This window comes from Streptomyces sp. KR55, assembly GCF_052245645.1.
GTDB classification, from domain to species: domain Bacteria; phylum Actinomycetota; class Actinomycetes; order Streptomycetales; family Streptomycetaceae; genus Streptomyces; species Streptomyces flavusporus.
Genome location: NZ_JBQQCE010000088.1, coordinates 1 through 26,122 on the forward strand (window position 1 = coordinate 1; position 26,122 = coordinate 26,122).

General features: G+C 68.5%; 27 protein-coding genes. 11 read left to right on the forward strand and 16 right to left on the reverse strand.

What is annotated here, in order from left to right:
* The coding region (locus ACTWQJ_RS15395; protein WP_443307198.1) for a hypothetical protein at window positions 1-246 on the forward strand (246 nt) is incomplete at its 5' end.
* A 6-nt stretch (window positions 247-252) separates the two neighbouring features.
* On the opposite strand, the gene ACTWQJ_RS15400 is transcribed toward ACTWQJ_RS15395, so the two are convergent.
* Window positions 253-1,146, reverse strand: coding sequence for a hypothetical protein (locus tag ACTWQJ_RS15400; protein ID WP_443307199.1), 894 nt, complete (start codon window positions 1,144-1,146; stop codon window positions 253-255).
* A gap of 269 nt (window positions 1,147-1,415) precedes the next feature.
* Here ACTWQJ_RS15400 and ACTWQJ_RS15405 point away from each other — a divergent pair, with 269 nt between their 5' ends.
* Complete coding sequence (locus tag ACTWQJ_RS15405; protein ID WP_443307200.1) at window positions 1,416-1,964, forward strand: SDR family oxidoreductase; 549 nt, start codon at window positions 1,416-1,418, stop codon at window positions 1,962-1,964.
* A gap of 206 nt (window positions 1,965-2,170) precedes the next feature.
* Here the strand turns inward: ACTWQJ_RS15405 and ACTWQJ_RS15410 are convergent, their stop codons facing one another.
* Complete coding sequence (locus ACTWQJ_RS15410) at window positions 2,171-2,761, reverse strand: hypothetical protein (RefSeq protein ID WP_443307201.1); 591 nt, start codon at window positions 2,759-2,761, stop codon at window positions 2,171-2,173.
* A gap of 325 nt (window positions 2,762-3,086) precedes the next feature.
* Window positions 3,087-3,644, reverse strand: coding sequence for a TetR/AcrR family transcriptional regulator (locus ACTWQJ_RS15415; RefSeq protein WP_443307222.1), 558 nt, complete (start codon window positions 3,642-3,644; stop codon window positions 3,087-3,089).
* 162 nt (window positions 3,645-3,806) lie between these two features.
* Between ACTWQJ_RS15415 and ACTWQJ_RS15420 the strand changes: the two genes are divergently transcribed.
* Together ACTWQJ_RS15420 and ACTWQJ_RS15425 are read left to right on the forward strand one after the other, a co-directional pair.
* Window positions 3,807-4,835, forward strand: coding sequence for an aldo/keto reductase (locus ACTWQJ_RS15420; RefSeq protein WP_443307202.1), 1,029 nt, complete (start codon window positions 3,807-3,809; stop codon window positions 4,833-4,835).
* Window positions 4,836-5,009: 174 nt separating this feature from the next.
* Window positions 5,010-5,273 carry a WhiB family transcriptional regulator gene (locus tag ACTWQJ_RS15425; protein WP_443307223.1) on the forward strand — a complete coding sequence of 88 codons (264 nt, stop codon included), beginning with the start codon at window positions 5,010-5,012 and terminating at the stop codon, window positions 5,271-5,273.
* 132 nt (window positions 5,274-5,405) lie between these two features.
* Here the strand turns inward: ACTWQJ_RS15425 and ACTWQJ_RS15430 are convergent, their stop codons facing one another.
* The 7 genes from ACTWQJ_RS15430 to aceE all read right to left on the reverse strand — a co-directional run bounded on the left by ACTWQJ_RS15430 (window position 5,406) and on the right by aceE (window position 13,938).
* Window positions 5,406-5,576 (reverse strand): hypothetical protein, encoded by a 171-nt coding sequence (locus ACTWQJ_RS15430; RefSeq protein WP_443307203.1) that lies wholly within the window; start codon window positions 5,574-5,576, stop codon window positions 5,406-5,408.
* The gene (locus tag ACTWQJ_RS15435; protein WP_443307204.1) at window positions 5,573-6,160 is read right to left on the reverse strand and encodes a YceI family protein; all 588 of its coding nucleotides are present in this window, start codon (window positions 6,158-6,160) and stop codon (window positions 5,573-5,575) included. Before ACTWQJ_RS15435 ends, ACTWQJ_RS15430 begins: the two co-directional genes overlap by 4 nt.
* A 165-nt stretch (window positions 6,161-6,325) precedes the next feature.
* On the reverse strand, window positions 6,326-7,072 hold the full coding sequence (locus tag ACTWQJ_RS15440; RefSeq protein WP_443307205.1) for an SDR family oxidoreductase: 747 nt from the start codon (window positions 7,070-7,072) through the stop codon (window positions 6,326-6,328).
* 119 nt (window positions 7,073-7,191) lie between these two features.
* On the reverse strand, window positions 7,192-8,892 hold the full coding sequence (locus tag ACTWQJ_RS15445) for an L-aspartate oxidase (protein WP_443307224.1): 1,701 nt from the start codon (window positions 8,890-8,892) through the stop codon (window positions 7,192-7,194).
* Window positions 8,893-9,018: 126 nt separating this feature from the next.
* Window positions 9,019-10,254, reverse strand: coding sequence for an NAD(P)/FAD-dependent oxidoreductase (locus tag ACTWQJ_RS15450; RefSeq protein ID WP_443307206.1), 1,236 nt, complete (start codon window positions 10,252-10,254; stop codon window positions 9,019-9,021).
* 98 nt (window positions 10,255-10,352) lie between these two features.
* Window positions 10,353-11,126: a sigma-70 family RNA polymerase sigma factor gene (locus tag ACTWQJ_RS15455; RefSeq protein WP_443307207.1), complete on the reverse strand. Its 774-nt coding sequence runs from the start codon at window positions 11,124-11,126 to the stop codon at window positions 10,353-10,355.
* 124 nt (window positions 11,127-11,250) lie between these two features.
* Window positions 11,251-13,938, reverse strand: coding sequence for a pyruvate dehydrogenase (acetyl-transferring), homodimeric type (gene aceE, locus ACTWQJ_RS15460; protein ID WP_443307208.1), 2,688 nt, complete (start codon window positions 13,936-13,938; stop codon window positions 11,251-11,253).
* Window positions 13,939-14,314: 376 nt separating this feature from the next.
* Between aceE and ACTWQJ_RS15465 the strand changes: the two genes are divergently transcribed.
* Window positions 14,315-14,758, forward strand: coding sequence for a cupin domain-containing protein (locus tag ACTWQJ_RS15465; RefSeq protein ID WP_443307209.1), 444 nt, complete (start codon window positions 14,315-14,317; stop codon window positions 14,756-14,758).
* A 98-nt stretch (window positions 14,759-14,856) separates the two neighbouring features.
* Here ACTWQJ_RS15465 and ACTWQJ_RS15470 read toward each other — a convergent pair whose 3' ends face one another.
* Together ACTWQJ_RS15470 and ACTWQJ_RS15475 are read right to left on the reverse strand one after the other, a co-directional pair.
* Entirely contained in the window at window positions 14,857-15,621 is a 765-nt protein-coding gene (locus tag ACTWQJ_RS15470) for an SDR family NAD(P)-dependent oxidoreductase (RefSeq protein ID WP_443307210.1), read from the reverse strand.
* 191 nt (window positions 15,622-15,812) lie between these two features.
* On the reverse strand, window positions 15,813-16,286 hold the full coding sequence (locus ACTWQJ_RS15475; RefSeq protein ID WP_443307211.1) for a carboxymuconolactone decarboxylase family protein: 474 nt from the start codon (window positions 16,284-16,286) through the stop codon (window positions 15,813-15,815).
* 162 nt (window positions 16,287-16,448) lie between these two features.
* Here ACTWQJ_RS15475 and ACTWQJ_RS15480 point away from each other — a divergent pair, with 162 nt between their 5' ends.
* Window positions 16,449-16,799, forward strand: coding sequence for an ArsR/SmtB family transcription factor (locus ACTWQJ_RS15480; protein ID WP_443307212.1), 351 nt, complete (start codon window positions 16,449-16,451; stop codon window positions 16,797-16,799).
* Here ACTWQJ_RS15480 and ACTWQJ_RS15485 read toward each other — a convergent pair whose 3' ends face one another.
* Together ACTWQJ_RS15485 and ACTWQJ_RS15490 are read right to left on the reverse strand one after the other, a co-directional pair.
* Complete coding sequence (locus ACTWQJ_RS15485; RefSeq protein ID WP_443307213.1) at window positions 16,800-17,624, reverse strand: helix-turn-helix transcriptional regulator; 825 nt, start codon at window positions 17,622-17,624, stop codon at window positions 16,800-16,802.
* Between the two features lie 57 nt (window positions 17,625-17,681).
* The gene (locus tag ACTWQJ_RS15490) at window positions 17,682-18,149 is read right to left on the reverse strand and encodes an RrF2 family transcriptional regulator (protein ID WP_443307214.1); all 468 of its coding nucleotides are present in this window, start codon (window positions 18,147-18,149) and stop codon (window positions 17,682-17,684) included.
* Between the two features lie 224 nt (window positions 18,150-18,373).
* On the opposite strand from ACTWQJ_RS15490, the gene ACTWQJ_RS15495 reads away from it, so the two are divergent.
* Window positions 18,374-19,579 (forward strand): NAD(P)/FAD-dependent oxidoreductase, encoded by a 1,206-nt coding sequence (locus ACTWQJ_RS15495; RefSeq protein WP_443307215.1) that lies wholly within the window; start codon window positions 18,374-18,376, stop codon window positions 19,577-19,579.
* A 108-nt stretch (window positions 19,580-19,687) separates the two neighbouring features.
* Here the strand turns inward: ACTWQJ_RS15495 and ACTWQJ_RS15500 are convergent, their stop codons facing one another.
* Window positions 19,688-20,362, reverse strand: coding sequence for a TetR/AcrR family transcriptional regulator (locus ACTWQJ_RS15500; protein ID WP_443307216.1), 675 nt, complete (start codon window positions 20,360-20,362; stop codon window positions 19,688-19,690).
* A 136-nt stretch (window positions 20,363-20,498) separates the two neighbouring features.
* Between ACTWQJ_RS15500 and ACTWQJ_RS15505 the strand changes: the two genes are divergently transcribed.
* From ACTWQJ_RS15505 to mhpA, 3 genes are read left to right on the forward strand one after another with little or no spacing between them, the layout of a single operon-like run.
* Window positions 20,499-21,644, forward strand: a complete 1,146-nt coding sequence (locus tag ACTWQJ_RS15505; RefSeq protein ID WP_443307217.1) for a VOC family protein — start codon at window positions 20,499-20,501, stop codon at window positions 21,642-21,644.
* The gene (locus ACTWQJ_RS15510) at window positions 21,641-22,615 is read left to right on the forward strand and encodes a fumarylacetoacetate hydrolase family protein (protein WP_443307218.1); all 975 of its coding nucleotides are present in this window, start codon (window positions 21,641-21,643) and stop codon (window positions 22,613-22,615) included. The genes ACTWQJ_RS15505 and ACTWQJ_RS15510 overlap by 4 nt, the downstream gene beginning before the upstream one ends.
* 19 nt (window positions 22,616-22,634) lie before the next feature.
* A complete protein-coding gene (gene mhpA, locus ACTWQJ_RS15515; protein WP_443307219.1) occupies window positions 22,635-24,260 on the forward strand; it encodes a bifunctional 3-(3-hydroxy-phenyl)propionate/3-hydroxycinnamic acid hydroxylase MhpA in 1,626 nt (541 codons plus the stop codon).
* 10 nt (window positions 24,261-24,270) lie between these two features.
* Here the strand turns inward: mhpA and ACTWQJ_RS15520 are convergent, their stop codons facing one another.
* Complete coding sequence (locus ACTWQJ_RS15520; protein WP_443307220.1) at window positions 24,271-25,167, reverse strand: hypothetical protein; 897 nt, start codon at window positions 25,165-25,167, stop codon at window positions 24,271-24,273.
* Between the two features lie 210 nt (window positions 25,168-25,377).
* On the opposite strand from ACTWQJ_RS15520, the gene ACTWQJ_RS15525 reads away from it, so the two are divergent.
* Entirely contained in the window at window positions 25,378-26,040 is a 663-nt protein-coding gene (locus tag ACTWQJ_RS15525) for a dienelactone hydrolase family protein (RefSeq protein WP_443307221.1), read from the forward strand.
* The last annotated feature ends 82 nt before the right edge of the window (window positions 26,041-26,122 follow it).

The following is a 26,122-nucleotide window of genomic DNA, read 5'->3' on the forward strand; positions in this document are numbered from 1 at the left end:
GCCCGTGCCGAGCCCTACGGCCGGCAACTCACCGGCCATGTCGATACCGTCACCTCGGTCGCGTTCAGCCCGGAAGGCGACACCCTCACCTCCGTCGGCTACGACCTGACGGCCCGGGTGTGGACCCTGCACGCCGACCGCGCGGCGGACTACGTCTGCGCCCGCACCGGCGGCGTCCTCACCCGCGCCGAATGGGAGGAGCACCTGCCGCGACTCGGGTACCGGGAGGTGTGCGAGGGGCGTTAGGGGCGCTCAGGGAATGGTGAACTTCAGCACGGCACCGTCCTTGTTCTGCGCGACGACGGTGACCTTCAGATCGTCGCCCCACTTGGCCACACCGCCCTGGCCACCGAGCCGCATCACGGCGCTCGGTGTCTCGAAGGTGACGGAGTCGTCCCCCGGGGTGACATGCACGTCCACCCCGTTCGCCGTGATCCACACCGGCGAGGTCACCAGGACCTCGCATTCGCCGTCCGAGCAGGCGTCGATGTTCTTGCCGTCCGCCGCCTTGGGCAGCGGGCCGGTGGGGTCGGGCGAGGGGGAGGCAGCCTCCTCGTCGGGATTCCAGCCCGGGGCGCACTGCTCGGCGCGCTTGTACGCGGCCGCGAGCTGCGGATCCTTCTTCGTCAGCGCGAGCAGATCCGGCTGGGGCGGGGTGAGGGACTGGACGCGCTTGTCGACGTCCGCGACGACGCCCTCGGCGTCGTCGACGGCATCGATCGGCGACACCTCGTCGAGGTGGTCCGCGACGCCCTTCACCTTCTTCAGCAAGGCGTTGCGCAGCCGGTCGGCCGCGGGAACGCCCGACGGGTCGAGCTCCGTCAGGGCGCTCTCCACATCGTCCACCGCCAGCGGTGTCCGGGAGAGGTAGCTGACGGCGAAGAACTGGGCGTCCGAACCGACCTCGTCCGGGTTCCGGATCTGCTTCAGATCCGCCGCGCTCTCCGCCCGAAGATCTTTGAGCGCGCTCGTCTGCACGCACATCTCGCCGACCCACTTGACCAGTTCCTTGGACGGCGGCCGTGTCGGCGTCGGCTCGGCCGACGCCTTGCCCGACGCGTCGGCCTTCTCGTCCGTCCCGCCGCAGCCGCCGACGGCCAGTACCAGCCCGGCGGCCACGACGGCGACGCTCCCTCTCCTGAACATCCAAGGACCTCTCTCCGTGCTGTGATCCCGACGTCTTCGCGGTAGGCCCAGTTCAACGCGGCACGGATTGTTCAGCCACCCGGTCCGCAGCGGTGAACAACACTGCCGGTGAACTCACCGAAGGGTGGCTCTCGATCAGCCGGGGGAGGGGAGCCCGCCCGCGTCCGTGGGGCTGGTGAGGTGAGTTTGGGCGGCGGTGCGGAAGGCGGTGACCAGGCGGCTGCGGTCGCCGGCGCGGGTGACGCCGACGCAGTGCCCGTACGGCAGGGGTGACGATCAGACGCCTGCTCCTCGAACGAGGCCACCGGGTTGCCGTCACCGGCCGCAAGCCCGACAAGCTGCAAGCCTTCCTGACGGAGGCGGGACGGCCCAAGGAGTTGATGAGTGTGGTCGCTGACGCGGCCGACTGGGAGGCCACCCAGGCGGCCGTCGCTCAGACCGTGGAGCACTTCGGCGGCCTGGACGCCGCCATCGCCAACGCGGGCTTCACCTCCGCCGACTGCTTCCGCACCGGCGGCGCGACGATCAGCCACGGTGACGGTGACCCCACCCTGTGGCCGGCGATGGTCCTCACCAACGTCCTGGGCCCTGCCCTGCTGGCCAGGGCGGCACTGCCCCATCTGCGGGAGCACCAGGGGCGGTTGGTGCTCATCGGCAGCGTTGCCGGACTGAAGAACGCCCGACACCCTCACCGTCCGACCGATCGGACAGCCCATCTGACCACCAGTCGTTGCATGTGCTGGAGGCCGCCTGGTCTGGTGATGGCCGGGCGGAGCAGAGATAGCATGTCACACATTGGCAAAGCTTTGGTATGCTGATCACAGCGTTCCTGGGCGCCGTGGACACAACCCCCGTGATAGGTGTCCGGAAACGCAACACCTGCGACTAGAGCCCGCAGGTGCAGCGCCCGGGCGCCACGCAATCCCCCGATGAGTGGCGCCCGGGAGCATTCATCGCCCGGCTACGGACGCCGGACACCGGGCACAGCGTGCCGCTGCGCCGCCGCGTCGGCCAGGAGGTACGCCTAGGAACGCTTGGCGCGGTACAGGCCTCGGCCGGTCCGCTCGATACGGGAGGCACCGACAAGACGGTCGAGGGTGCTGCGGACGCCGTTGATGCTTCCGCTGTCGGAGTCACGACCGAGAGCCGCGGCAACATCACGGGCCCGGACGTCGACATCACCGACGTTGGCGAAGTACTCCATGATCTGCTCGGTGAGCTTGCCGTACTTCTTCTGCCCGACCGTGGCGGTGTCGGCGGCAACAGGACGTTCCGCATCCTTGCCGCTCTCCGGCTTCCGAGGCCGGGGCGCGGACTTCGGTGTGACGTCCGCGGACTCGGCGGAGGCACGGTCGGTCTGCGGTTCGCCGGGCGTCGCAGCCTGGCCCCGTTGCGCAGCTGCAGCGTCCGCCGTACCCGTCGGGGCCGCAGCAGCCCGGTCGAGCATCAGGGTCTCGAGGGCGCTGAGGGCCCGCTGTACCGAGCCGAGATGCGCCACGACCGCCGCCAGCTCCCTTTCCAGCGCCTGCTTCTGGATCTGCAGGCGGGCCAGTTCCTCCTGCAGACTCTCAGCGGTGACCTCAATGTTGTGCGCCGCGTGAGTTACAGAGACCATGTGTTCCTCTCATCTCAACCCCTCGTGCCGCGCCCCGGCTCACGTGCGGTGCCGCTCAGACTGAACGCGGGAATGGGTCCCCCACCGACATCATATGCAGTGCCCCGTTCGGAATGTAGACAGGTCACCGTGCCGCCCGCGGGCATTATTGCCACTGTTCGCGGAGAAGGACCGGGTATGGAAACACGTGGTTGTCCGGTGGGCGGACCACGGCGCCCACCGTTGTGCGGGCCGAGCCCTGCTGCCGGTTGTTCCGACTCGTCGCGGTCGGACGTGTGACAGCCGCGCGCTGGACACCGCCTGCGGGGGGTGCCGGAGCCGTTGCTCAGACGGATCTGTGGGTGCCGTAGCGGAGTCCGTCGACGAGCAGGGCGATCATGCGCTGCGTGTGGCCGCTGTCGTCCTCCTGGGCGGGCAGGGTCAGATTGCCCACGGCGCGCAGCAGGTCCTCGGGATCGATGTCGGAGCGGATCTGGCCGGCTTTCGCCGCGGTGTCGAGGAGCACGCCGAGGACAGGCACGAAGCGCTGCTGGAAGTAGGAGGGCAGGCTGTCGTAGGCCGGGTCTCCCGAGTGCAGGGCGGCGCTGAGGCCGCGCTTCGTGGCGATGAAGGCCGCGAAACGCTGCAGCCACCGGGCGAGCGCGTCGACCGGTTCATGCTGGGCCACAAGGGAGGCAGCGGCGTCGGCGCAGGCGTCGACTTCGTGACGGAAGACCGCGGCGATGAGGTCCGAGCGCTGCGGAAAGTGCCGGTAGAGGGTGCCTGCTCCCACGCCCGCCTTGGCGGTGATCTGTCGCACGGGGGCGTCCACGCCGGAGGTGGTGAACACCTCGGCAGCCGCGGTGAGCAGCGTGTCGATGCTGCGCTGCGCGTCGGCGCGCATGCGCTGGCGGGGCCGCCCCCCGTCCGCCGGGCCGTCGCTCACGGTGTACTCCTCTTGCTAAACGGAACGGTGTTCCGTATCGTCGTAGCGAGAGCGGAACGCTGTTCCGCTTACGTAAGCGTATCGCGCTGCAGCGCACCGGCCAACGCACGAGGAGAACCAATGAGGTACCGCACGCTGGGCCGAACCGGCATCAAGGTCAGCCCGTACTGCCTGGGCGCGATGATGTTCGGCGCCATCGGCAACCCCGACCACGACGACTCCATACGCATCATCCACAAGGCGCTGGACGCGGGCATCAACTTCGTCGACACCGCCGACGCCTACTCACGCGGTGAGTCCGAGGAGATCGTCGGAAAAGCCCTCAAGGGCCGCCGGGACAATGTCGTGCTGGCCACCAAGGCCCACCTCCCGATGGGGGACGACCCCAACCAGCAGGGCAACTCGCGGCGCTGGCTGGTCCGCGCGCTGGAGGACTCCTTGCGCCGCCTGGGCACCGACCACGTCGATCTGTTCCAGATCCACCGTCCCGCACCGGACACCGACGTGGAAGAGACCCTCTCAGCCCTCACCGACCTGGTACGCGCGGGCAAGGTCCGGGCCATCGGCAGCTCGACCTTTCCCGCCTCGGACATCGTCGAGGCGCAGTGGGTCGCCGAGCGGCGCGGCCTGGTGCGGTTCCGCACCGAGCAGCCGCCGTACTCGATCCTCAACCGCGGCATCGAGCGCGAGGTGCTGCCCGTCTGCGAGCGTTACGGCATGGGCGCCATGGTCTGGAGCCCTCTCGCGGGGGGCCTGCTCACCGGCCGCTACCGCAAGGGCCGGCAGGCCGACAGCCACCGGGCCCGCTTCGGTTTCCAGCACATGAGCGACGAGCGCCGGCTCGACGCCGTCGAACAGCTCATCCCCCTCGCCCAGAAGGCCGGGATGTCGCTGACGCACCTGGCGATGGCCTTCGCGATCTCCCATCCCGGCGTCACCTCCGCGATCATCGGACCGCGCACCATGGACCACTTCGACGACCTCCTCGCCGGTGCCGAGACCACCCTGACCGACGAAATCCTCGACCAGATCGACGCGATCGTGCCGCCCGGCACCGACATCGGGACCCTCGACACGGCCTACAACACACCCGCCATCCGGCAGAGCGCGCTGCGCCGCCGCCGACCCGACGAGCGCTCCGCCACCTGACCCATCCTCGGGACAGTCCGAGATCTCGAACCCGTTGACGCCCGCGGCTTCCACAGGCATGGTCCCCTTCAGCGCCACGCGGAACTCGGCTGCGTGTCACACGTATGCCGGTTACCCGGTCTCAGCTGACAGCCCCAACAACTCTTTGTACAGCCGAGAAGGACCATGATTGAAATGTATTGGCGCGAACGGGCAGCATGCCTGCACGAAGACCCCGATCTGTTCTTCCCCATAGGAAACACCGGTCCGACGCTTGAGCAGATCGACGAAGCGAAGGCCGTGTGCCGCCGTTGCCCTGTCGTGGAGCAGTGCCTCGACTGGGCCATACAGGTGGGGCAGGTGGAAGGCATCTGGGGCGGCATGACGGACAGCGAACGCCGCGCGGTGAGGCGGCGTCAGGCCCGTCAGACCAAGGACACGGTCACAACGGCGGCGTGACGGTTCCCAGCACCTCCACCGACACGATCGAAGTCCGAGCCTTGCACACCGGCGCACACCAAAAGGCGGGGCGGCAAAGATGCCGCCCCGCCCGTTCGTCGTCACCCGCCACCAACCTCCGGTGAGTGCGCCTCAACCGGGGGAGAGCTGCTGCAGAACGTGGGAGATGGTTCTGATCCGTTCGTTGAGGTTCACGAGTTCCTGGTGAAGCTCGTTGACGCGGGTCTGCAGCTCGGTGGCTTCAGCGGCCAGCGACACGACTGTGGCCGCGATGTCGGTTCGGTTCTCAGTGGCTCGGGTCATTGTGTGCCCAGCTGTACAGCGGAGATGTCGAGCATCAGCTTCACCTTGTCGCTGATCAGGACCCCACCTGTGGTCAGGGCCGTGTTCCAGTCAAGTCCCCAGTCGGAGCGCTGCAGGGTGGCCGTACCCTCGAAGCCGATGCGGTTCTGGCCGTAGGAGTCCTGACTCGCTCCACCGAACTCGAGGTCGATGTGAATGGGCAGCTCCACGTCCTTGATCCGGAGGTATCCCGCCATGCGGAACCGGTCGTCACCGGCATCGAGGATTCCGGTGGAGTGGAAGCTCATCAGAGGGAACGTCGCTGAGTCGAGGAAGTCGGGGCCGGTGACATGTGCGTCCCGCTCAGCAAAACCCGTGTCCACACTGCCGGTCTGGACACTGAGGTAGGCCTTGGACCGCGTGGGATGGGCTCCATCGAGCTTGAGGAGCCCTTCGAAGGCGGTGAATTTCCCTCGCACGTTGGTGATCATGGCGTGCCGGACGGAGAATCCGATCGTGCTGTGGACCGGGTCGATGGAGTAGACGCCGGTCAGCCCTTCATAGGGCGCGGCATGCGAAACAGTGGTTTCCTTGCGGATGAACATGGCGAGCCGGTTCCTTGGTGCATGGATCTCAGACAGGGGCGAATTCCGGCACGCTGCGGCAAGGAATGCCGACGCAGTGGCTGTGTATGCGGTGGAGTGAACCTGCGGCCGGAATGCAGGGGGCCCCTGCCGGCCGGGCACCGGCTGGCAGGGGCCCCGCAGGACTTACTTCTGCTGCGCGAGCCAGTCGGCGAACTTGGTCTCGGCGATGTGCGCGTCCGGACCCGGCAGGAGCGTGGTCTCCTGCAGCTGGGCACCGGAGTACGGGGCGTGCGGGTCCGTGACGACCGTGCGGGGGTCGTTCTTGGCGGCGAGTGCATTGCGGATCAGCTCGTCGAGCTGGAACACGTCGGGGCCCGCGACCTCCACCACGCCGTTGACGGGCGTGCCGACCGCAGTGCGGCCGACGGCCGCGGCCACGTCGTCGGAGTAGATGGGCTGGATCTTGGCGGGGGACAGACGCACGGTGTCGCCGTCGGTCGAGATGTCCGCGATCCCCTTGACGAACTCGAAGAACTGGGTGGCGTGGACGATGGAGTAGGGCATGCCGGACTCCTTGATCAGGTCTTCCTGGGCCTGCTTGGCCCGGAAGTACCCGCTCTCCTGGAGACGGTCGGTGCCGACCACGGACAGCGCCACGTGGTGCGTCACGCCGGCCTCGGCCTCCGCCTTGAGGAGGTTGGCCGTGGAGGTGCGGAAGAAGTTCATGACGGCCTCGTCCTCCCACGAGGGGGAGTTGGACACGTCGACCACGACCGACGCGCCCTTCAGGACCTCGGCCAGACCCTCGCCCGTCAGAGTGTTGACGCCGGTGTTGGGTGCGGCCGCGACCGCCTCGTGCCCGTGCTCATTGAGCTTTCCGACCAGCTTCGAGCCGATGAGTCCGGTTCCACCGATCACTACGACCTTCATAACGGCTTCCTCTCGGAGGTTTTCAATCGGTCTGCACTAGAAGAGACCGGCCAGCGGCGCTACTTGTGACAGGGGGCTCGCATGAATCGGGAAGATTTCCCCTCGTGGAGTGCCCGAGGTCATTCGACAAGCTTTCCATCCGTGGAGACCTCCTGCATCAGAGAGGAAATCTCGTCCGGGATGGCCGGAATGCTCTCGCGGGTGATTCCCGTCTCCGGGGACCACACGAGATTGACCTGCAGAGCGGGATCCAGGTCCGGGTAGTCGCTTCGGTTGTGACAGCCACGCGTCTCGCGACGCTCCAGTGCCGCTTCGAGGGTGGCCCGGGCTGCCAGGGCGGCGGACTTGAGATCGAAGGCGTGCGCGAGGTCCTGATAGCCGGCGATGTCCGGGTGGATGCCCACGTCCTCCATCCTCTTCTCGATCACCTTGAGTTCCGCCAGCCCGGCGCGCAGGCCTTCTTCGTCGCGTACGACTCCCGCATGCTCGGTCATGGTGTTGCGGATGGCGCGCTGCAGGGCGCGGACGTTCTCCGGTCCGTCGGCTGCGAGAAGATCGTCGATCTCCGCGCGGGCCTGCGCGATGGCCGACGCCGACCGAGGATGCGCGGTCAGGGACTGCGAGTAGGCGGCGGCCGCCTGGCCTGTGATGCGGCCGAAGACCAGCAGCTCGATGAGGCTGTTGCCGCCGAGGCGGTTGGCGCCGTGCAGTCCGCTCGACGCCTCACCGATGGCGTAGAGGCCGCGGACGTCGGTGCTGTGGTCCTCGGGACGCACCCACACCCCGCCCATCGAGTAGTGGGCAGTGGGCGCGATCTCGATCGGCTCGCGGGTGATGTCCAGCATCTGCAGGTCCAGAAGCGTCTGGTAGACACGGGGCAGCCGCGTCATGATCGTCTGCCGCGGCAGGTGCGAGACGTCGAGCCACACGCCTCCCTTCGGGGTTCCCCGCCCTTCCTTGATCTCCGTGTAGGAGGCCAGGGCCACGCGGTCGCGGGTGGACAGCTCCATTCGCTCAGGGTCGTAGCGGGCCATGAACCGTTCCCCTAGCGCGTTGCGCAGGATCCCGCCTTCACCGCGGGCGGCCTCGCTGACCAGGGTGCCGGCCGCGTTCTCCGGCTCGATGATCCCCGAAGGATGGAACTGCACCAGCTCGGGGTCGCGCAGACGGGCTCCGGCCTCCACGGCCAGGCGGAAGGAGTCACCCGTGTTCTCGTCGCGCCGGGAGGACGTGCGCCGCCAGATACGGGTGTGGCCGCCCGCGGCAAGAATGACGGCGTCGGCGTGGATCAGGTAACGCTTTCCGTTCGTGAGGTCGAAGCCGTAGGCACCGAAGACGGCGCCGTCATGCACCAGGAGCCGGGTGATGTAGACGCCGTCGAGCACGGGGATGTCGAGCTGCTCCGCGCGCCTGATGAGCGTGCGCTGGATCTCCAGACCGGTGTAGTCGCCGGCGAAGGCGGTCCGCCGGAACTTGTGTGCGCCGAAGAACCGCTGGGAGATCCGGCCGTCCTCTTCCCTGGCGAAGGCCATCCCGTAGCGTTCCAGGTCGTCGATGCCTCGGGCGGCGCCCTGAGTGACGATCTGGGCGGTGCGGGGGTCGGCGAGCAGATAACTCTCCTTGAGAGTGTCGGCTGCGTGCTGCTGCCAGCTGTCCTCGGGATCCATGGTGGCCAGGGCCGCGTTGATTCCTCCGGCAGCAAGCGCCGTATGGGCGTCCTCCTTGGGACGCTTGCCGACTGCAAGGACGTCGACACCGGCCTCGGCCAGTTCGATCGCCGCTCGCAGCCCGGCACCACCGGTGCCGATCACCAGCACCATGGTGGAAAGACGTTGTTCGCTGATAGCCACTGTCTGCTCCGATCACCTGGGTTGTCATTCACTACGACCAGGCCGCGCCGGGATCTGTGACACTCTTCCGTGCCCACTCCCGCCCGCGCCGGGGCGTCACGGCAGGATGCGGTCCAGGGGCACGTTCGGGTCGGAGAGGAGCGCGTCGTCGATGTCCGACCCGGAGGTGATGAGGGACCGGATCGGGGCCATGACGTCCCACACGTTGACACTCATGCCTGCCAGTACGCGGCTCCCCGCCATCCAGAACGCGATGAAGCGTCGCTCGGACGGCTCACCGCGGAAGACGACACGGTCGTAGCCGCCTGGTTCCGTGTAACCCGTGTACTCCATTCCGAGGTCGTACTGGTCCGTGTAGAAGTACGGCAGCCGGTCGTAGACAGCGTCCTTGCCGAGCATGCTGAGCGCCGCCACATCCGGCTGATGCAGGGCATTGGCCCAGTGCTCGACCCGGAGGTGGCGGCCGAGCAGCGGGTGGTAGGCGTTGGCGACGTCGCCTGCGGCGTAGATGTCGGCTCCTGAAGTCTGCAGATGCTCGTCGGTGACGATGCCGTTCTGCACGTCCAGGCCTGCCTCCTGGGCGAGTTGGACATTGGGGGTGATGCCGACGCCCACGACCACGGCGTCCGCGGCCAGGTGCCTGCCGTCAGCGAGCAGCACCCCGTCCACACGGCCGTCTGTTCCGGTGAGGGACTCCACCTGCACCTGGGGCAGCAGACTGACGCCGTGATCAGTGTGGAGGGCAGCGAACACTTCAGCCGCTTCGCGCCCCAGCACCTTCAGCAGGGGAAGCTCCGAGTGCTCGAGCACCGTTACCTCGGCGCCGGCCGTCCGAGCGGCCGCGGCGGTTTCCAGACCGATCCATCCGGCACCGATCACGACGATCTTCGCCCCCGCCGTGAAGGCGGACTTGAGCCGTTCGCTGTCTCCCACACGACGCAGATACAGAACGTTGTCGAGGTCCGCTCCCGGGACGGACAGACGACGTGGCGTCGAGCCGGTGGCCAGGAGCAGCTTGGTGTAGGGGACCTGACGGCCGTCGTCGAGTTCCACCGTCCGTGCCCGCCGGTCGACCGCGCGCGCATGCGTGTCCAGCAGCAGGTCGACATCGTGCTCCCGGTACCAGTCATCGGGATGCACGAAGATCGAATCGCGCTCCTCCTTGCCCAGCAGGTAACCCTTGGACAGCGGTGGCCGAATGTACGGCTTCTCACGCTCGTCGCCGATGATGATGAGCGGGCCGCTGTGGCCGTGCTCCCGCAGTGCCTCGGCCGCCTTGCCCGCGGCCAGACCGCCACCGACGATCACGAAAGTATTCACAGGGTTCCTCATCTCGGATGTCGCATGCCGCGAGCGAAGGGGGGAGGGACACCCCTCAGACCGCGTAGCCCCTCATCCTGTGACATCCCCGGCGGCGGCCCGGGCGTGCGTCAGTTGTTCGGTGAAGCCACGTAAGGAGCCAGTCTGGCCGCATTCATTAACCACATGATGCGTTCGATGCCTCGTGCCGACACATCCACGGACAGCAGAGCCACCGACTTTCCCCTCGGCGGGGAAAAGGACGGCCGGCCTGCCGTCGGCCTCGACCCGGCGAACGTCGTGAGAACATCCTCCAGCGCCGACAGACTGCCGGTCTGCGCCGCGGCGAGGAACACCTCCAGCAGTCGCCGGTGAGCGTCCGGGCTGACCGGCTCCCGGCGTTCCGCTGACAGATGCTTCCGGGCGCGGCTCACCAACTGGCGTGTATTGGTTTTGCTGGTCTCCAGGATGTCCGCGATCTGCTGGTACGGGTAGTCGAAGGCTTCCCTGAGAACGTAGGCAGCCCGTTCCACGGGGTTCAGCTTCTCCAGGAGCAGGAGAACCGCCAGGTCGACGGCCTCGGCCCGCTCCGCGCCCACCTGCGGATCCATGCTGGTGTCGACCGGCTCGGGAAGCCAGGGCCCGATGTACGACTCACGCCGCATCCGGGCGGACTGGGCGAAGTTGATCGCCAGCCGAGCGGTGACCGTGGCCAGGAACGCTACCGGCTCACGGATGTCGGCGCGGTCGGTGTTCTGCCACCGCAACCACGCCTCCTGGACGATGTCCTCGGCTTCCACAGCACTGCCGAGCAGCCGGTACGCGATGCCGAAGAGCTGGGGACGCGCTGCCATGAACTCCCTCGTTGCCTCGTCGAGGGCGCCTGCATCGTCCCTGGCGCGCATGGATGTCCTCCAGTTCTGGAGGACATCCATGCTACAAGCGGTCACAGCAGGGCGCGCGTCGTCATGTGCGGGCTGCCCCGCCTATGCTCCGAGCGGCCGCATCGGCTCGGGACGCCTGGCGTGCTCACCCCTGCCAGCCGTAGCGATCGCGTGCTTGGACAACCGTCGCCGGGTGGACTGCGCCGGCCCGCGCCAACTGGTCCAGGGCGGCAACCACGAGCGACTCGGCGTCCACTCGGAAATAGCGGCGTACGGCATCGCGGGTGTCCGACAGTCCGAAGCCGTCCGTTCCCAGCGACGAGTAGTCCTGCTCGACCCACTGGCTGATCTGATCGGGCACCTGCCGCATCCAGTCGCTGACCGCCAGGACCGGCCCTTCGGCTCCCGACAGCGCGCGGGTCACATACGGGACGCACTCCTCACCCCGCAGCCGCGCCCTGTCGGCATTCAAGGCATCGCGGCGCAACTCCGTCCAGGACGTCACTGACCAGACGTCAGCCTGGACACCCCATTGGGACATGAGAAGCTCCTGGGCTTCCAGCGCCCAGTGGATGGCCGTGCCGGAGGCCAGCAACTGGATCCGTGGTCCTGCGTCGCTGGGCTCCGCCTGCCGGAACCGGTATATGCCCCGCAGGATCCCTTCCTCGACCGACGGCCCGGTGGGCATGGCCGGTTGCTGTTTGGGTTCGTTGTAGACCGTCAGGTAATAGAAGATGTCCTCGGGCTGGTCGCCGTACATCCGGCGCAGGCCTTCCCTGACGATCACCGCGATCTCGTACGCGAAGGCCGGGTCGTAGCTGACAGCGGCCGGATTCGTGGACGCCAGCAGGTGGGAGTGCCCGTCGGCGTGCTGCAGTCCCTCGCCGGTCATCGTCGTACGGCCGGCCGTCGCCCCGACGACGAAGCCGCGACCCAACTGGTCGGCCAGGGCCCAGAACTGGTCGCCCGTGCGCTGGAACCCGAACATGGCATAGAAGATGTAGAAGGGGATCATGGGTTCGCCGTGTGTGGCGTACGACGTCGCCGCAGCGGTGAACTCGGCCAGTGACCCGGCTTCGGTGATGCCCTCGTCGATGAGCTGGCCGTCCTTGGCCTCCCTGTAGTGCAGTAGCTGATCGACATCGACCGGCTCGTAGGTCTGACCCTCCGGCGAGTAGATCCCGGCGGTCGGGAACAGGGATTCCATACCGAATGTACGTGCCTCATCGGGGATGATGGGCACCCAGCGCCGACCCGTCTCCTCGACACGCATCAGGTCCTTGACCAGCCGGACCAGCGCCATGGTGGTGGCCACCTCCTGTTTGCCGAAGCCCTTCTGGAGGGCTTCGAAGGGGCCGGACGGCGGCTGCTGCAGCGGCTTGGCCACCACCCTCCGTACGGGGACGGGGCCGGCCAGAGCCGAGCGGCGGTCACGCAGGTACTGCACCTCTTCAGAGTCTTCACCCGGGTGCCAGAACGGCACCACGTCCCCGCTCAGCGCGCTGTCCGGGATGGGCAGTTCCAGCGCGTCGCGCATCTGACGGAACTGGGCCATGGTCAGTTTCTTCATCTGATGGTTGGCGTTGCGGGACTCGAAGTCCGGACCCAGCGTGTGACCCTTCACCGTCTGGGCGAGGACGACGGTGGGCCCGCCCCTGTGCTCGACCGCGGCCCTGTAGGCGGCGTAGACCTTGAGCGGTTCGTGTCCGCCCCGGGAGTTCTCGAACAGGTCGGTGAGCTGCGCGTCACTCAGACCTGCGGCAAGGCCGGACAGCGCATCGCCGGTGAAGAAATGCTTGCGTATGTAGGCGGCGTCCCGGGCGGCGTACGTCTGGAGCTGGGCATCGGGCACCTCGCCGAGGCGGCGGACGAGGGAGCCGTCGGTGTCCTGCTGCAGCACCGGGTCCCAGGCCTCGCCCCAGAGAGTCTTCACCACATGCCAGCCCGCGCCGCGGAACCGCGCCTCGAGCTCCTGCACGATCTTGGAATTCGACCGCACCGGACCGTCCAGCCGCTGCAGGTTGCAGTTGACGACGAAGGTGAGGTTGTCGAGGCCCTCACGGGCGGCGAGTTCCAGCGCAGCCGTCGACTCGGGCTCGTCCACTTCCCCGTCTCCCAGGAAGGCCCATACATGCGACCCGGACGTGTCCTTGATGCCCCGGTTGTGCAGATAGCGGTTGAACCTGGCCTGGTATATGGCGGCAAGCGGGCCGAGCCCCATCGAGACGGTCGGAAACTCCCACAGCCACGGCAGGCGCCGGGGGTGCGGGTAGGACGGCAGGCCGTGACCGTCGGCCTCCCGCCGGAATCCGTCCAGCTGCTCCTCGCGCAGTCGCCCCTCCAGGAACACCCGCGCGTAGATGCCGGGCGAGGCATGCCCCTGCAGGTACAGCTGGTCCCCGGAACCGTCCCCGTCCTTGCCCTTGAAGAAGTGGTTGAACCCGATCTCATAGAGCCATGCCGCCGAAGCGTAGGTCGAGATATGACCGCCGAGACCCAGGCGGGAACCGCGGGTCACCATCGCGGCCGCGTTCCACCTGTTCAGCGCGGTGATACGGGACTCCATGGCGACGTCGCCAGGGAAGACCGGCTGGGACGACGCCGGGATCGTGTTGATGTAGTCCGAGGACAGAAGCCCCGGCAGGGCCACTCCCGACCTGGCCGCGTACTCGTGCACGCGCCGCAGCAAGTACACGGCGCGTTCGGGCCCGGCATGCCTGATGACACCGTCGAGTGATGCCTGCCATTCCCTCGTTTCCTCGGCGTCACGGTCGGGAAGCTGGTCGAGCTCACTCGTCGAGGAGGATTCTGTGGGCCGAGTCGGATCACTCATTGCGGCCTTCCTGTCAGGGTGTGGGGAGAAGAGGACAGACGGTGTTGCGGGCACGAACGTGCCTGTGGCGGCCGTCGGGAAGAGGCGAGCGAAATCAGCCCCGTGCACTACATGAGACAGACCTCGCACCGCTGTTGTGACACTGAGCGGAAAAGTGTCACGAAGCGCCCACCTCGAGCGAGCTCCCAAACCTGCGACACTGTCACAGAAGCACGGCGTACTCGGTCTTCACTTCGAGGCAGCCGCGTGAGCCGTCTGAAGTGCACGAACGCTGTTACCGTCGAGCGAGAGGTGTTGGTACACCACCATCGCCACCGGCGGCGGCTCACGGTCATCTGTCTGCCTGTCGGGGCAACAACTACGGAGGTGCAACACAATGTCCAGCAAGGACTCAGCGGGCGAGACGAACGACAAGCCGGGTTACGGAGCGTGGAAGACCGCGGTGACGATGCTGCAGGACGCCAAGCCGCCCCATATCCCCGAGGGCGCCTCGGGCATGACCATCCTGGTCGAGTGGCCGCCTGGTGACCCTGGCACTCCTCCGCACCGCCACTCGGGCCCGGCGTTCGGGTACGTGCTCGAGGGCGAGGTGCGCTTTGAGCTGGAGGGCGAGCCGGAACGCGTGGTCAAGGCCGGCGAGACGTTCTGGGAGCCGGGCGGCGATGTGATCCACTACCAGGACGGCAACGCCCGAACGGATGCGCGCTGCCGGTTCATTGTGACCATGCTGTGTGCGCCGGACCAGCCGATGCTCACGCTGGTCGACGAGGAGGAACTGGCCCAGCGGGCCCACCTGCGTGCCCCGCGGCCCGTGGACTGAGCTGCGCAGAGAGGGCGTCGCGCCGGTGACAGGAGCGGCCCGAACGGGCCGCCTCTCTCGGTCCGCGTGCGACCGGACCGCCGCGGCTGCCCAGCAGCTCAGGCGAGTTCGAGTCCCCCGTCGATCGTCAGCACTTGACCGGTGATGTGCGCGCCCAGGGGATCGGCGATGCGCAGGATCCAGTCCGCGACGTCCTTCGGGTCGCCGAGACGGCCCGTCGGGATGCGGTCACGTTCATTGGCACGCAGCTCGTCGATGGCGTCCTGGGGCAGGCCCGCCGCGGCCAGGACATCCGTCTCGGTGGGGCCGGGGGCGATCGCGTTCACCCGCACCCCTTCCGGCGCGAGCTCCAGCGCCCAACTCCGCGTCAGTTGCTCCAAGGCGCTTTTGGTTGCGGCGTAGTGGGCTGCTCCGGCCAAGGGGCGATGACCGTAGGTGCTCGAGACGTTGACGATGGAACCCGACGACTCGCGCAGGTGCGGCAGGGCCGCATGGGCGAGCATGCTCGGCGCCGTCACGTTGAGGTCGAACAGGCCGGCAATCACTGCTCGGTCCGTCTCTGCCAGAGGCATCACGGCAGTGATGCCGGCGTTGTTCACCAGCAGGTCGAGCCGACCCCACCATTCCACGGCGGTGGCAACAACCGTGTCCGCAGCGCCCTCCTCGCAGATGTCGAGCGGCAGGACCGCGATGTTGGAGTGCGCGCGAGCAGTCTCCTCCAGGGCCTCCTTCCGGCGCCCCACGCCGAGGACGCGTGCGCCCGATTCGGCCAGAGCGATCGCAGTGGCACGACCGATGCCCGATCCCGCTCCCGTGACGATTGCGACACGGTCTGCGAAGTGCAGGGATGTAGAGCTGGGCATTGCTTTCCCTTTGTTCGATGTTCGTAGGACGTAGAACAACGTATCAGGTGTCTGCGTGTGGCATCGTGTGGAACGATGTGAAAGGTGTTACGGGAGCTGATGGGACCGGTTGACGCCGGTAGTCCGTCTCCCGCCGTAGGTCGGGGCGGCGTGGAGACGGACCGTACATGTCCGGCTGGAGCGGGCGCCGGTCAGCCGAACTGGCCGGGCTGGTAGTCCCCGGCAGGCTGCTGGTTGATGACGTTGATGCGGTTGTAGGCGTTGATGATGGCGATGAGGGAGATCAGGGCGACCAGCTGCTCCTCGTCGAAGTGCTTGACAGCGTTTGCCCAGACCGCATCCGTGACACCGCCGGCTGCGTCGGCGATGCGGGTGCCCTGCTCGGTCAGTTCCAGTGCAGCACGCTCGGCCTCCGTGAAGACCGTGGCCTCACGCCAGGCCGCGATCAGATTGAGGCGCTGCGGGGTTTCTCCCGCCGCAGCGGCGTCCTTGGTGTGCATGTCAGTGCAGAAGCCGCAGCCGTTGATCTGGCTGGCGCGGATCTTCACCAGCTCCTGTATCGCGGTCGGCAGTGTCGAGTCCGACACCACCTTGCCGGCCGAGTTGATGTGCTTCAGGACCTTCGCGGCGAGGGGGTTGCCGAAGTAGTTGAGGCGCGATTCCACAGTGATCTCCTAGCCATGTTGCGGACACACACAACTGACCGGATGGCCGGGCGAAATGTGACAGGAAGTCGGGTATGACGTGCATCTCATCTGTGACGCGACTCGTCCCCCATCAAGAGCCCGACGTTCGTAAGGCACCGAACAATGGGTAGCCTGGTCCCCATGCCGGCCCCCTCGTCACCACCCTCCCAGAGCGAGATCACCTTGCCGCGCCTGCTTGGCGCACTCAGTGACCCGACGCGGCTGGGCATCGTCCGAGTGTTGTCCGACGGCGCCGAACGCGGGTGGGGACAGTTGCGTGCCCCTGTGGCCAAGTCCACCCTGAGCCATCACCTCAAGGTGCTGCGTGAGGCGGGTGTCACGGAGACTCGCCAGGAAGGCACCCGTTGCTTCGTGACCCTGCGCCGCGAAAGCCTCGAGGCGCGCTTCCCCGGACTGCTGCCTGCCCTGCTGTCCGCAGCCATCGCCGACGGCGTCGGTGAACGTGTGACAGAAAGCAACGAGGAGAAGTAACTAGCTACCGAGGACGGACAGGAGCTGGAGGCTTGTGTGGCTCTCCGTGCCCGGTGCCGCAGTGAACACCAGAAGCCGCTGTGACTGGTCGGGGTCAACCAGCGTCTGGCAGTGCAGCTCCAGGGCCCCCAGCTTCGGGTGCTGGAAGCGTTTGGGCGCGCAGTACGGTCCGAGTACCGGGTGCTCACGCCAGAGCGCGGCGAAATCGGGGCTGGCCGCCTGCAGTGCATCGACGAGGTCGGCGGTGCGCGAGTCACTGCCGTCCCGCACATACGCGCCGTAGAGATCCGCTACCAGCAGACGGCTCTGTACGGAGTGGTCGCGCTCGGGAATCATCAGCCGGGAAGCGGGATCGGTGAACCACCGATAGTGCAGACTACGGGCCCGTCCGGTGAAAGCGGTCTGGTCACCCAGCAGTGCGACCGCCATGCGCGTCTGTTTCAGGGTCTCGCCCAGGTGGTTGACCACCTGCGCGGGGGTGTCTTCGAGCCGGTCGAGGATGCGCATCATCCCCGGGTTGATGTGATCGCCCCGTCGCACCCTTCGGGGAACGGCGTGGCCGGCGAGCTGAAACAGATGATCCCGTTCCTCGAGAGACAGATGCAGACCGCGGGCGATGGCGGCAAGCATCTGCTCCGAGGGAATGGGCCCTCGTGGTTGTTCGATCCTGGTGTAGTAGTCGACCGACATGTCGCACAGTGCCGCGACTTCCTCCCTGCGCAGCCCGCCGGTCCGCCGGCGCCGCCCGCGTGGGAGTCCGACATCCTCTGGCTGCAGGGCCTCACGCCGTGCTCTGAGGAAGGCCGCCAATTCGGCTCTGTCCACTGTTGCTTGTCCTGTTCGTTCAAAGAGGATCTTCCGGCCCCGGGGCGTTGTGCGTACTCAGTTCAGCGCTGAGTGCACTATCTGACGCACCATCGGGGTGCGGTCCAACTCCGCCCTGATGTCGGCAAGACTCTGGGCGGCCAGCGCCTGGTGCCATGCCTGTTCCGCCCGGCGCATGGCTGCGTTGACAGCACATGCACCTGTCGGCGGCGGTGACAGCTCGCCGATCTTGCCGGAGCAACGGATCTCTGTGCACTGAAAGAGCTGGGTGCCCCCCTCGATGGCCTCCACCACGTCCAGCAGGGTGATGGCCTCAAGGGGCCTGGCCAGCCGAAAACCTCCGCGCGGCCCGGGGACGGAGACTACGAGCTCGGCCCGGGCGAGCAGCTGCAGTTGCTTGTTGAGGTAGGAGGCCGAGAGGCCGTGAGCCTCGGCAAGCTGGCCGCTGCCTACCGGGCCACCGCCGATCATGTCCAGGTTGAGCAGCGTGTGCAGAGCCCACTCGACGCCTTTAGCCATTCGCATATTACGGACATTACATGTCCAGGATCGGACCGGGTAACCGGCCTCGGTGTGGCTCCCGTCCCGTCCTGCCCCGGCGGCACCGCGAAGAAATCTTGACACTCAATATCCAGGATATGTAGTGTCCAGAATAAGTGGTGCGGGCCCCGCGGGAGGCCACCGCGGCAGGGCAGCCCCTGCTCACGGAGCACCGGCTCATCACTTCGGCTTCGAAAACGGAGAAGTTCATGAAGGATGTCCTGATCATCGGTGGCGGCTTCGCCGGCGTGTGGAGCGCGGCAGGAGTCGTTCGCGCCGCACGTGAGGCAGGCAGCGCCGGCGACGAACTACGGGTGACACTCGTCAGCGGCGGCGACGACCTGGTCATCCGCCCCCGCCTGTACGAGGACGCCCCGGAGGGCATGCGGGTCGCACTGGACCGCGTCCTCGGCCCGATCGGCGTACGCCGCATAACGGCGACCGTCACGGGAATCGACACCGAGGCGCACACCGTACGTGCCGTCGGACGCACCGGTGAGGAACTGGACCTGGCCTACGACAAGTTGGTGCTGGCCGCCGGCAGCCAGCTCGTGCGCCCCGACTTCCCCGGCTCGCAGGAAGTCTTCGACGTGGACACGCTCCCCGCGGCGGCCGCACTCGACAACCACCTGCGGCGGCTGCCCGAGCAGGCCCCGTCCCAGGGCCGCTACACGGCCGTCGTGGTCGGTGCCGGCTTCACCGGCCTGGAGATCGCCACCGCACTGGGGCAACGGCTCCGCGTGATCGCCGACCGCCAGGGCGCAGTTGAAGACGTCCGGGTCGTTCTCGTCGACCGCGCCGACGTCGTTGGCCCGGAACTCGGCCCGGGCCCGCGCCCGACCATCAACGACGCGATCGACGAGCTGAAGATCGAACGACGCCTGGGACTCACCGTGGCATCCGCGACCCGCGAGGGCGTCACCCTCTCGGACGGTGAAGTGATTCCCACGGCAACCGTCGTATGGACGGCCGGCATGGCCGCGAGCCCGCTCACGGCCCACATCCCGGGCGAACGCGACCGGCTGGGACGGCTGAGCGTGGACGCACACCTTCAGGTGATCGGAGTGCCGGACGTGTACGCGGCCGGCGACACCGCACTCGCCCCCGCAGAAGACGGGCACGCCACGACACAGTCCTGCCAACACGCCCTGCCGATGGGGAAGTTCGCCGGTCACAACGTGGCAGCCGAACTTCTGGGCAACTCCCTGCTGCCCTTCACCCCTGACCCCTACACCACCTGCCTGGATCTCGGCCCCGCCGGCGCCGTCTTCACGGAGGGCTGGGATCGCAAGATCGCGCTGACCGGGCAGGAAGCAAAGACCCTCAAGCAGAACATCAACGCGCTGTGGATCTACCCGCCGACGGATGACCCGGAGCAGATCCTCGCCCAGGCAGGCCGCTTCTCCAACGGCTGACAGCGGGCCGCAGCCCCGACACTTTGGCCGGCCTCGCCTGCCGGACGATGACCACCAGCGAACCGCCCGGTGCGCAGGGGCTCTTCCCCCTTGCGTACCGGGCCGTTCTCATGGGGCGCCTGCCGGTGACTGCGGCGGCGTGTGTGCATCTGCAGGGGTGGGCAGGGGGCGCCGGGTGACTTCGTGCGCCTCGTCCAGGGGCACCCCCAGCATCCTCAACGCCATCTCGGCCAGGCTCGCGGCGGCTTCCTCGCCGTCGAGGTCGGGGCGGGAGAACCGCAGTTCCACCAGGGACAGCAGTGCACCACCGGTGGCGGACACGGCGACGGCCGGGTCGACGGGCAGGAAGCGGCCGGAGGTGATGCCGCGCTCCAGGTCGCGTCGCGCGCGGGGGGCGAGGCCGCGGTCGGAGTGGATGTGGGTGAGTCCGCGGTGGCGCAGGATGCGCATGAGCTCCGGGTGCGAGTCGACCATACGGGCCGTGAGGCGGAAGCCGCCCGCGACAAGCTCGGCCGGGTCCTCGACTCCCTCGAGGCTCTTGTCGATGGCCTGGCCGAACTCCTCCAGCGCGTCCGCGACCGCCGCGTCGAACAGCTCCGCCTTCGACTGGAAGTGGTTGTAGAAGGAGCCGAAGCCCACGTCGGCCCGATCGGCGATGGCCTGGATGCTGACGCTGGTGTCCCCGGTCTCGGCCAGGATCTGCCGGGCTGCCCGGATGAGCGCGTTACGCGTCTCGGCGCGGCGTCGTTCGAAGCGGTTGCGGGGCGGCGCTGATGTCGGCATGAGGCGAGTCTAACAACCGGTCCGATGACCATCGCATTACTGACGAGATCGTCAGTTTCATGGGTGGAAGCTATTGACGACGGTCTGAGCACAGTTGATGATTTCCTCATCTTGGCACTGTTGCTTGGAGGGCGCCATGTCTCTGACCCCCGTGGCCAGGCCCCATGTCACGACCGCACACCAGGACCTCCACAGTGAGCAGGGTGCCCTGCGCGGCGAACACCCCGGTCGGTCCCGAAATCCGGTGATCAAGGTGGCCGACCTGGCCTGGCTGGAGTTCGAGAAGCCCGACCTGGACCGGGCGGAGGTCTTCGCCCGTGACTTCGGCTTCGGGGTCGCCGCACGCACCCAGGGGGAGCTGTGGCTGCGCGGCACCTTCGCCGGCTCGCCCTGCATGGTGATCCGGTGCGGTCGTACGTCCCGTTTCATCGGCCCGGCCCTCCGCGCGGCCGAGCGGGCCGACCTGGACCGACTGGCCCGCGCCACCGGCTCCGCCGTGCGGGACGCCGACGTGCCGGGTGGGGGACAGGCCGTGGACCTGCTCGATCCGTCCGGATTCCCGGTGCGGGTCGTGTGGTGCGGCGAGGAGCTGCCGGCGCTCCCCGAGCAGCGGCCGCTCACCCTCAACTTCGGCATCGAGCACCGCCGTACGAACGTCACGCAGCGTCCGCCCCGGGAGCCGTCGCGCATCCAGCGGCTCGGTCATGTGGTGCTGGAGACCCCGGTGTTCGCGCGTGCCCTGAACTGGTACCTCGACATGCTCGGCATGATCGTCAGCGACTTCCTGTTCCTGGACGGGCAGCGCGAGCGCGGGCCGACGATGGCGTTCCTTCGCTGCGACCGGGGGAGCGTGGCGGTCGACCATCACACGCTGGCCATGCACCTGGGGCCGGGGACGGGTTATGTCCACTCCGCCTACCAGGTCACCGACCTGGACGCGATCGCCGTCGGCGGCGAGTACCTCAAAGAGCGTGGCTACAAGCGTAGTTGGGGCATCGGCCGGCACATCCAGGGCAGCCAGCTCTTCGACTACTGGCGTGACCCCGACCGCTTCATGCTGGAGCACTTCGCCGACGGCGACCTGTTCTCCTGCGACGTCGAACCCGGCTGGGCACCCATGTCGGCCGGCGGACTCGCCCAGTGGGGCCCGCCCGCCACCCGTGACTTCCTGGGCACCGATCCGTCCCCCGCCAGACTCCGCGAGGTCGCCCAGGCCCTGCGCGGCGACAACGAACTCGACCCCGCCCGACTGCTGGCCCTGCTGAAAGCGATGACCTCATGAGCACCAACGTCCTGCGCACAGCCGAGGGTTGGTGGGTGGCGCGCGATGCGCGTGCCGTCCGTATCGACACGAAAGCCATGACCACCGCCGAGCTGCTCGCCGACCTCCCCCACGCTCGGCTTCGCTCGCGCGGGGGCACCCCCACCGCCGTACGCGAGGCCGCCGCATCCGACGATCCCGGCACACCCGTCGCCGACCTGGTGGCGCTTTCCCCGGTCACCACGCCCTGCCGGGTGGTGGCGCAGATGGTCAACTACCGCAGCCACGCCCGCGATTCGGGCTTCACCGGGGAGATCCCGCCCACCTTCTTCCGCAAGGCGTCCGGCTCGGTCAGCGGCCCGGCGGAGGCCGTCGTCCGGCCGCCGCACGTGAAGTTCCTCGACTACGAGATCGAACTCGGCCTGGTCATGGGCGCCCCCCTGCCCGTCGGCACCGTCGTGACCGAGCAGGACCTGCCCTCTTACGTCGCCGGTCTCGTCCTCACCAACGACGTCAGCGCGCGGGATGTGCAGCTGACCAAGGGGCAGTTCTACGAGAGCAAGTCCTACCCGACCTTCACGCCCACCGGTCCGTACCTCGCGCTGCTGGAGCCCGAGGACTTCGTCCATCTCCTCGACCTGCGGCTGAAGTTGTCGGTCAACGGCGAGCTGCGCCAGGACCGAACCCTGGCCGACATGATCGTCCGCCCGGCGCAGGCGCTGACGCTGCTCGCCCGCTTCCAGACCCTCGACCCCGGCGACCTGCTGCTGACCGGCACTCCCGGCGGCACGGCTCTGAAGGCCCCGCCCAAGCCGGTCGAGAAGATCGGCGCGCTGCTGCCACCCGAGCTGAAGTGGAAGGCGTTCTTCAGGAGCCAGGCCCGCAATCCGCACTACCTCCACGCGGGTGACCTGATCACCGCCACGATCGCCACCCCGGACGGGCGGATCGACCTCGGCGAGCAGCGCACGCCCGTCGCGGACGCCAAGTAGCGACGGGGGTGAGCCGCGGATGACCGCCGACCAGGCCGGAGCACGGGACGACACCGCGCCCCGGTCGGCACCGCACATACCCGTCGTGATCGTCGGAGCCGGGCCCGTGGGCGTGACCGCCGCCCTCCTGCTCGCCCGGCGCGGCGTCCGCAGTGTCGTGCTCGAACGCCACCGGGACGTCTACCCCCTGCCGCGGGCCGTCGCCACCGACGACGAGGTCCGCCGCATCCTCCAGGCCGCCGGTGTCCACGAGGAGTTCGCCGCGCTCGCCCGCCCCGCGAACGGTCTGCGGCTGCTCGACGCACGGCACCGGCTGATCGCCGAGTTCCCGCGGCGCCCGCACGGGCATCACGGCTTTCCGCAGACCAGCATGTTCGACCAGCCCGAGTTGGAGCGACTGCTGCGTGAAGCGCTGGCCCGGCGTTCGGAGTGCGAGGTGCGCGGCGGGATCGAGGTGACCGCCGTGGAGCAGGACGCCGACGGGCCGGTCCGCGTGACGTACCGGGACGGCGAAGGTGAGCACCTTCTGCGGGCCGACGCGGTCCTCGGCTGCGACGGCGCGGGCAGCCTCACCCGCGAGGCCATCGGCGCCGTATGGGAGGACCTGCGCTTCGAGGAGTCCTGGACGGTCATCGACGTCCGCACCCGCGCCCGCGTCCGGTCCTGGGAAGGCGTCGACCAGGTCTGCGATCCGCACCGGCCCGCCACCTTCATGCGGATCGGCGAGGACCGCTACCGTTGGGAGTTCCGCCTGCGCGAGGGCGAGCACCTCGACGGTCCGGACGGCCGGAAGCACCTGCGTGAACTGGTCGCCCCCTGGGTGGACATCTCCTACGGCGACGACTTCCAGCTCATCCGGCAGGCGCAGTACACCTTCCGGGCGCGCATCGCCGACCGCTGGCGCCATGGCCGGGTCTTCCTGCTCGGCGACGCGGCCCACCTGACCCCGCCCTTCATCGGGCAGGGGCTGTGCGCGGGCATGCGGGACGCGTACAACCTCACCTGGAAACTCGCGCGAGTACTCCGAGACGGTGCGGACGAACGGCTGTTGGACACCTACGAGAGCGAACGCAGGCCGCACGCCCGGCATGTCATCCGGCTCGCGGTCGCCACGGGCTGGGCCATGACCGGTGGCCAGGGCGGTGCCGCCGCGATCCGCCGGAGCCTGCTGGCCGCGGCCTGCCGTGTGCCCGCCCTGCCCGCGGCGGCCGGCCACCGCCTCAGCCCGCGCGCCGGCCGAGGGCCCCTCGTGCGGCGACGTGTCCGACCGGGCGGCCGTGACCTGGCGGGCACCTTCTGCCCCCAGCCCTGGGTGACCGCCGACGGCCGACGGACCCGCCTCGACGACGCACTCGGGGACTCCCTCGCCGTCCTGGCCTGCGCGCCCCTTCCGCCCTCGGTGCGGGCCGTGGCGGAGGGCATCGGCGCACGGGCCGTCACCACGGACAGCCTCGGCGACGACGGCACGCTCGCCGCGTGGCTGCGCGACGGCCGGGCGGACGCCGTGCTGCTGCGCCCCGACCGCATCGTCCTGGACACCATCCCGGCCGGCGCCGGTTGCTTCACGGACATCGCCACCTGGGCCCCGCTGCTGTGCACGACCCGCCGTCCCGTCCCGGACGAACAGCCGACGAGGCCTGCCTGACGTAGCCGGCCTACGGCTCCTCCACGCGCAGCTGCTCGATGGCTTCGAGGACGCCCTTGCGGTGGGCATGGGTGCGCTCGTAGCCCTCGATCACCGTCAGATCCAGCTGGGAGAGTGTGCCCAGCCGCTGCTGGATCTGCTCCGTGCTGAGCTGGCTGAACCCGGGAATCGGCAGGTCCTCCTCCCGCTTGACCGATCCCAGGACTTCTTCGGCAATGGGGCTGGGCTCGGCCATCTCCCTCCCCGCACCCCAGGGCCGTCGGCCACTGTGCTGGGCGACGTACAGCGCCCGGTCGAAAGCGGTCCGCATCGTATGGGCCGCCGTGTCGGCCAGAGCGGCGATGCGGTTCTCGCTCGGGCCCCTGCCGTTGGTGGGCGCCGCCACGGCGCGGGCGTGCTCGGCGAGGCTTGCCTCCAGTTCCTGCAGCAGCTCCTCGTCCTGGCGGCGCAGCGAGCCGAGCAGCTCGGCGGTGGACTGGGCGTCCACTTGTTCGGCGAGGACCTCCCCGGCCCGGCACGCCGCGAGCGCCCGCGCCGCGACCGCGTACTCGTCCTCCGCATTCCTCAGCAGCCGCCGCGCATCGGCCGGGCCCCCGCCGGGCAGCAACCCCCGCACGATCGACGACCCGATCGTCAGCGGCAGCATCGCCGCGCGCATCGCGCCCCGTGAGAGGGACTGGGTCAGACCGACCGCGGTGCCCATCAACCCCCTGGGCTGCAGATGGCGTACCTGGCGTTGAATGCGCTGGAGGCTGTAGTGGACCTCGACGCTCTGGCGTTCGAGCATCTCCCGGTGCGGGCCCGGCGGCGTGACGGTCACATCCGCCCGGAACCGGTCCAGTACTGCGGCATGCGCCTGGCGCGTATCCTCCAGCGCCGGTACAAGTTCCTCCGTTACCACTGCCATGCCGGGCTCCTGAGTGAGAAGGGGCGGCAGTTCGCCGCACACGGGAAGCGGCTGCCCTCAGCGCCCCCACGGCCGGGCAACCGGCACCATCCTGCGGGACCCGCGTCAAGATCGCCTGTCGAGGCGGGGTCGGTCATGCGCGTACCGATTCCGTCCTCGGGTACCCGGGCATCACAGGAGCCCAACGAGCATCACGTTGGGAGGCAGCGGATGATCTCCGACTTGGTGTTGGTGCCCGCAGGCGAGGCGCCGCTCGCAGGCGATCTGGTCGTCCCCGGCCCGGTGCGGTCGGTGGTGGTCATCGCCGAGGGCGGCAGCAGTTCCCGGGGCAGTACACGCGACCGTGCGCTCGCCGACGCGTTTCACCGGGCAGGCATGGGCACGCTCCTCCTCGATCTCCTCACCGAACTGGAGAAACGGGAGGACGCGCGCTCGGCCCGGCATCGCTTCGACGTCCAGTTCCTGGCCCGGCGGCTGGTGGCCGCCATCGACTGGCTGGAGCAGCGGCCGGAGACCGTCGACGTCCCGGTCGGTCTGTTCGGTGCCGACACGGCCGCGTCGGCGGCTCTGCTGGCAGCTGCCGAGCGGCCACAACGAGTCCTGGCCGTGGTCACCCGAGGCGGGCGTCCGGACCTGCCGTACGAGGTGCTGCAGCGCGTCCGGGCCTCGGTGCTGTTCATCGTCGGCGGCGAGGACGAGACCGATCTGGGGCTCAACCAGGAAGCGGCCGGAATGCTCAGCGCGCCCAGCGAGATCCGTGTCGTGCGCGGCGCAACCCATCTGTTCCATGAGCCCGGGACCCTTGAGGAGGCAGTCACTGCGGCCCGGCACTGGTTCGTCTCCCACTTGGAGCACGGACGTCGTTCAGCCTGATCCCAGTGCCACGCCCGGCCGTGCGGCATTGTCGAGCTGCACGGCCGGGCGGGTGATTCCGGTGATTTTGTGGTGGGGTGGG

Excerpts from the sequence above, each read along its gene's own strand:
- ACTWQJ_RS15400 (WP_443307199.1), bottom strand. The coding sequence starts at position 1,146 with ATGTTCAGGAGAGGGAGCGTCGCCGTCGTGGCCGCCGGGCTGGTACTG.
- ACTWQJ_RS15410 (WP_443307201.1), bottom strand. The coding sequence starts at position 2,761 with ATGGTCTCTGTAACTCACGCGGCGCACAACATTGAGGTCACCGCTGAG.
- ACTWQJ_RS15415 (WP_443307222.1), bottom strand. The coding sequence starts at position 3,644 with ATGCGCGCCGACGCGCAGCGCAGCATCGACACGCTGCTCACCGCGGCT.
- ACTWQJ_RS15420 (WP_443307202.1), top strand. The coding sequence starts at position 3,807 with ATGAGGTACCGCACGCTGGGCCGAACCGGCATCAAGGTCAGCCCGTAC.
- ACTWQJ_RS15425 (WP_443307223.1), top strand. The coding sequence starts at position 5,010 with ATGTATTGGCGCGAACGGGCAGCATGCCTGCACGAAGACCCCGATCTG.
- ACTWQJ_RS15430 (WP_443307203.1), bottom strand. The coding sequence starts at position 5,576 with ATGACCCGAGCCACTGAGAACCGAACCGACATCGCGGCCACAGTCGTG.
- ACTWQJ_RS15435 (WP_443307204.1), bottom strand. The coding sequence starts at position 6,160 with ATGTTCATCCGCAAGGAAACCACTGTTTCGCATGCCGCGCCCTATGAA.
- ACTWQJ_RS15440 (WP_443307205.1), bottom strand. The coding sequence starts at position 7,072 with ATGAAGGTCGTAGTGATCGGTGGAACCGGACTCATCGGCTCGAAGCTG.
- ACTWQJ_RS15445 (WP_443307224.1), bottom strand. The coding sequence starts at position 8,892 with ATGGTGCTGGTGATCGGCACCGGTGGTGCCGGGCTGCGAGCGGCGATC.
- ACTWQJ_RS15450 (WP_443307206.1), bottom strand. The coding sequence starts at position 10,254 with ATGAGGAACCCTGTGAATACTTTCGTGATCGTCGGTGGCGGTCTGGCC.
- ACTWQJ_RS15455 (WP_443307207.1), bottom strand. The coding sequence starts at position 11,126 with ATGCGCGCCAGGGACGATGCAGGCGCCCTCGACGAGGCAACGAGGGAG.
- aceE (WP_443307208.1), bottom strand. The coding sequence starts at position 13,938 with ATGAGTGATCCGACTCGGCCCACAGAATCCTCCTCGACGAGTGAGCTC.
- ACTWQJ_RS15465 (WP_443307209.1), top strand. The coding sequence starts at position 14,315 with ATGTCCAGCAAGGACTCAGCGGGCGAGACGAACGACAAGCCGGGTTAC.
- ACTWQJ_RS15470 (WP_443307210.1), bottom strand. The coding sequence starts at position 15,621 with ATGCCCAGCTCTACATCCCTGCACTTCGCAGACCGTGTCGCAATCGTC.
- ACTWQJ_RS15480 (WP_443307212.1), top strand. The coding sequence starts at position 16,449 with ATGCCGGCCCCCTCGTCACCACCCTCCCAGAGCGAGATCACCTTGCCG.
- ACTWQJ_RS15490 (WP_443307214.1), bottom strand. The coding sequence starts at position 18,149 with ATGCGAATGGCTAAAGGCGTCGAGTGGGCTCTGCACACGCTGCTCAAC.
- ACTWQJ_RS15495 (WP_443307215.1), top strand. The coding sequence starts at position 18,374 with ATGAAGGATGTCCTGATCATCGGTGGCGGCTTCGCCGGCGTGTGGAGC.
- ACTWQJ_RS15500 (WP_443307216.1), bottom strand. The coding sequence starts at position 20,362 with ATGCCGACATCAGCGCCGCCCCGCAACCGCTTCGAACGACGCCGCGCC.
- ACTWQJ_RS15505 (WP_443307217.1), top strand. The coding sequence starts at position 20,499 with ATGTCTCTGACCCCCGTGGCCAGGCCCCATGTCACGACCGCACACCAG.
- ACTWQJ_RS15510 (WP_443307218.1), top strand. The coding sequence starts at position 21,641 with ATGAGCACCAACGTCCTGCGCACAGCCGAGGGTTGGTGGGTGGCGCGC.
- mhpA (WP_443307219.1), top strand. The coding sequence starts at position 22,635 with ATGACCGCCGACCAGGCCGGAGCACGGGACGACACCGCGCCCCGGTCG.
- ACTWQJ_RS15520 (WP_443307220.1), bottom strand. The coding sequence starts at position 25,167 with ATGGCAGTGGTAACGGAGGAACTTGTACCGGCGCTGGAGGATACGCGC.
- ACTWQJ_RS15525 (WP_443307221.1), top strand. The coding sequence starts at position 25,378 with ATGATCTCCGACTTGGTGTTGGTGCCCGCAGGCGAGGCGCCGCTCGCA.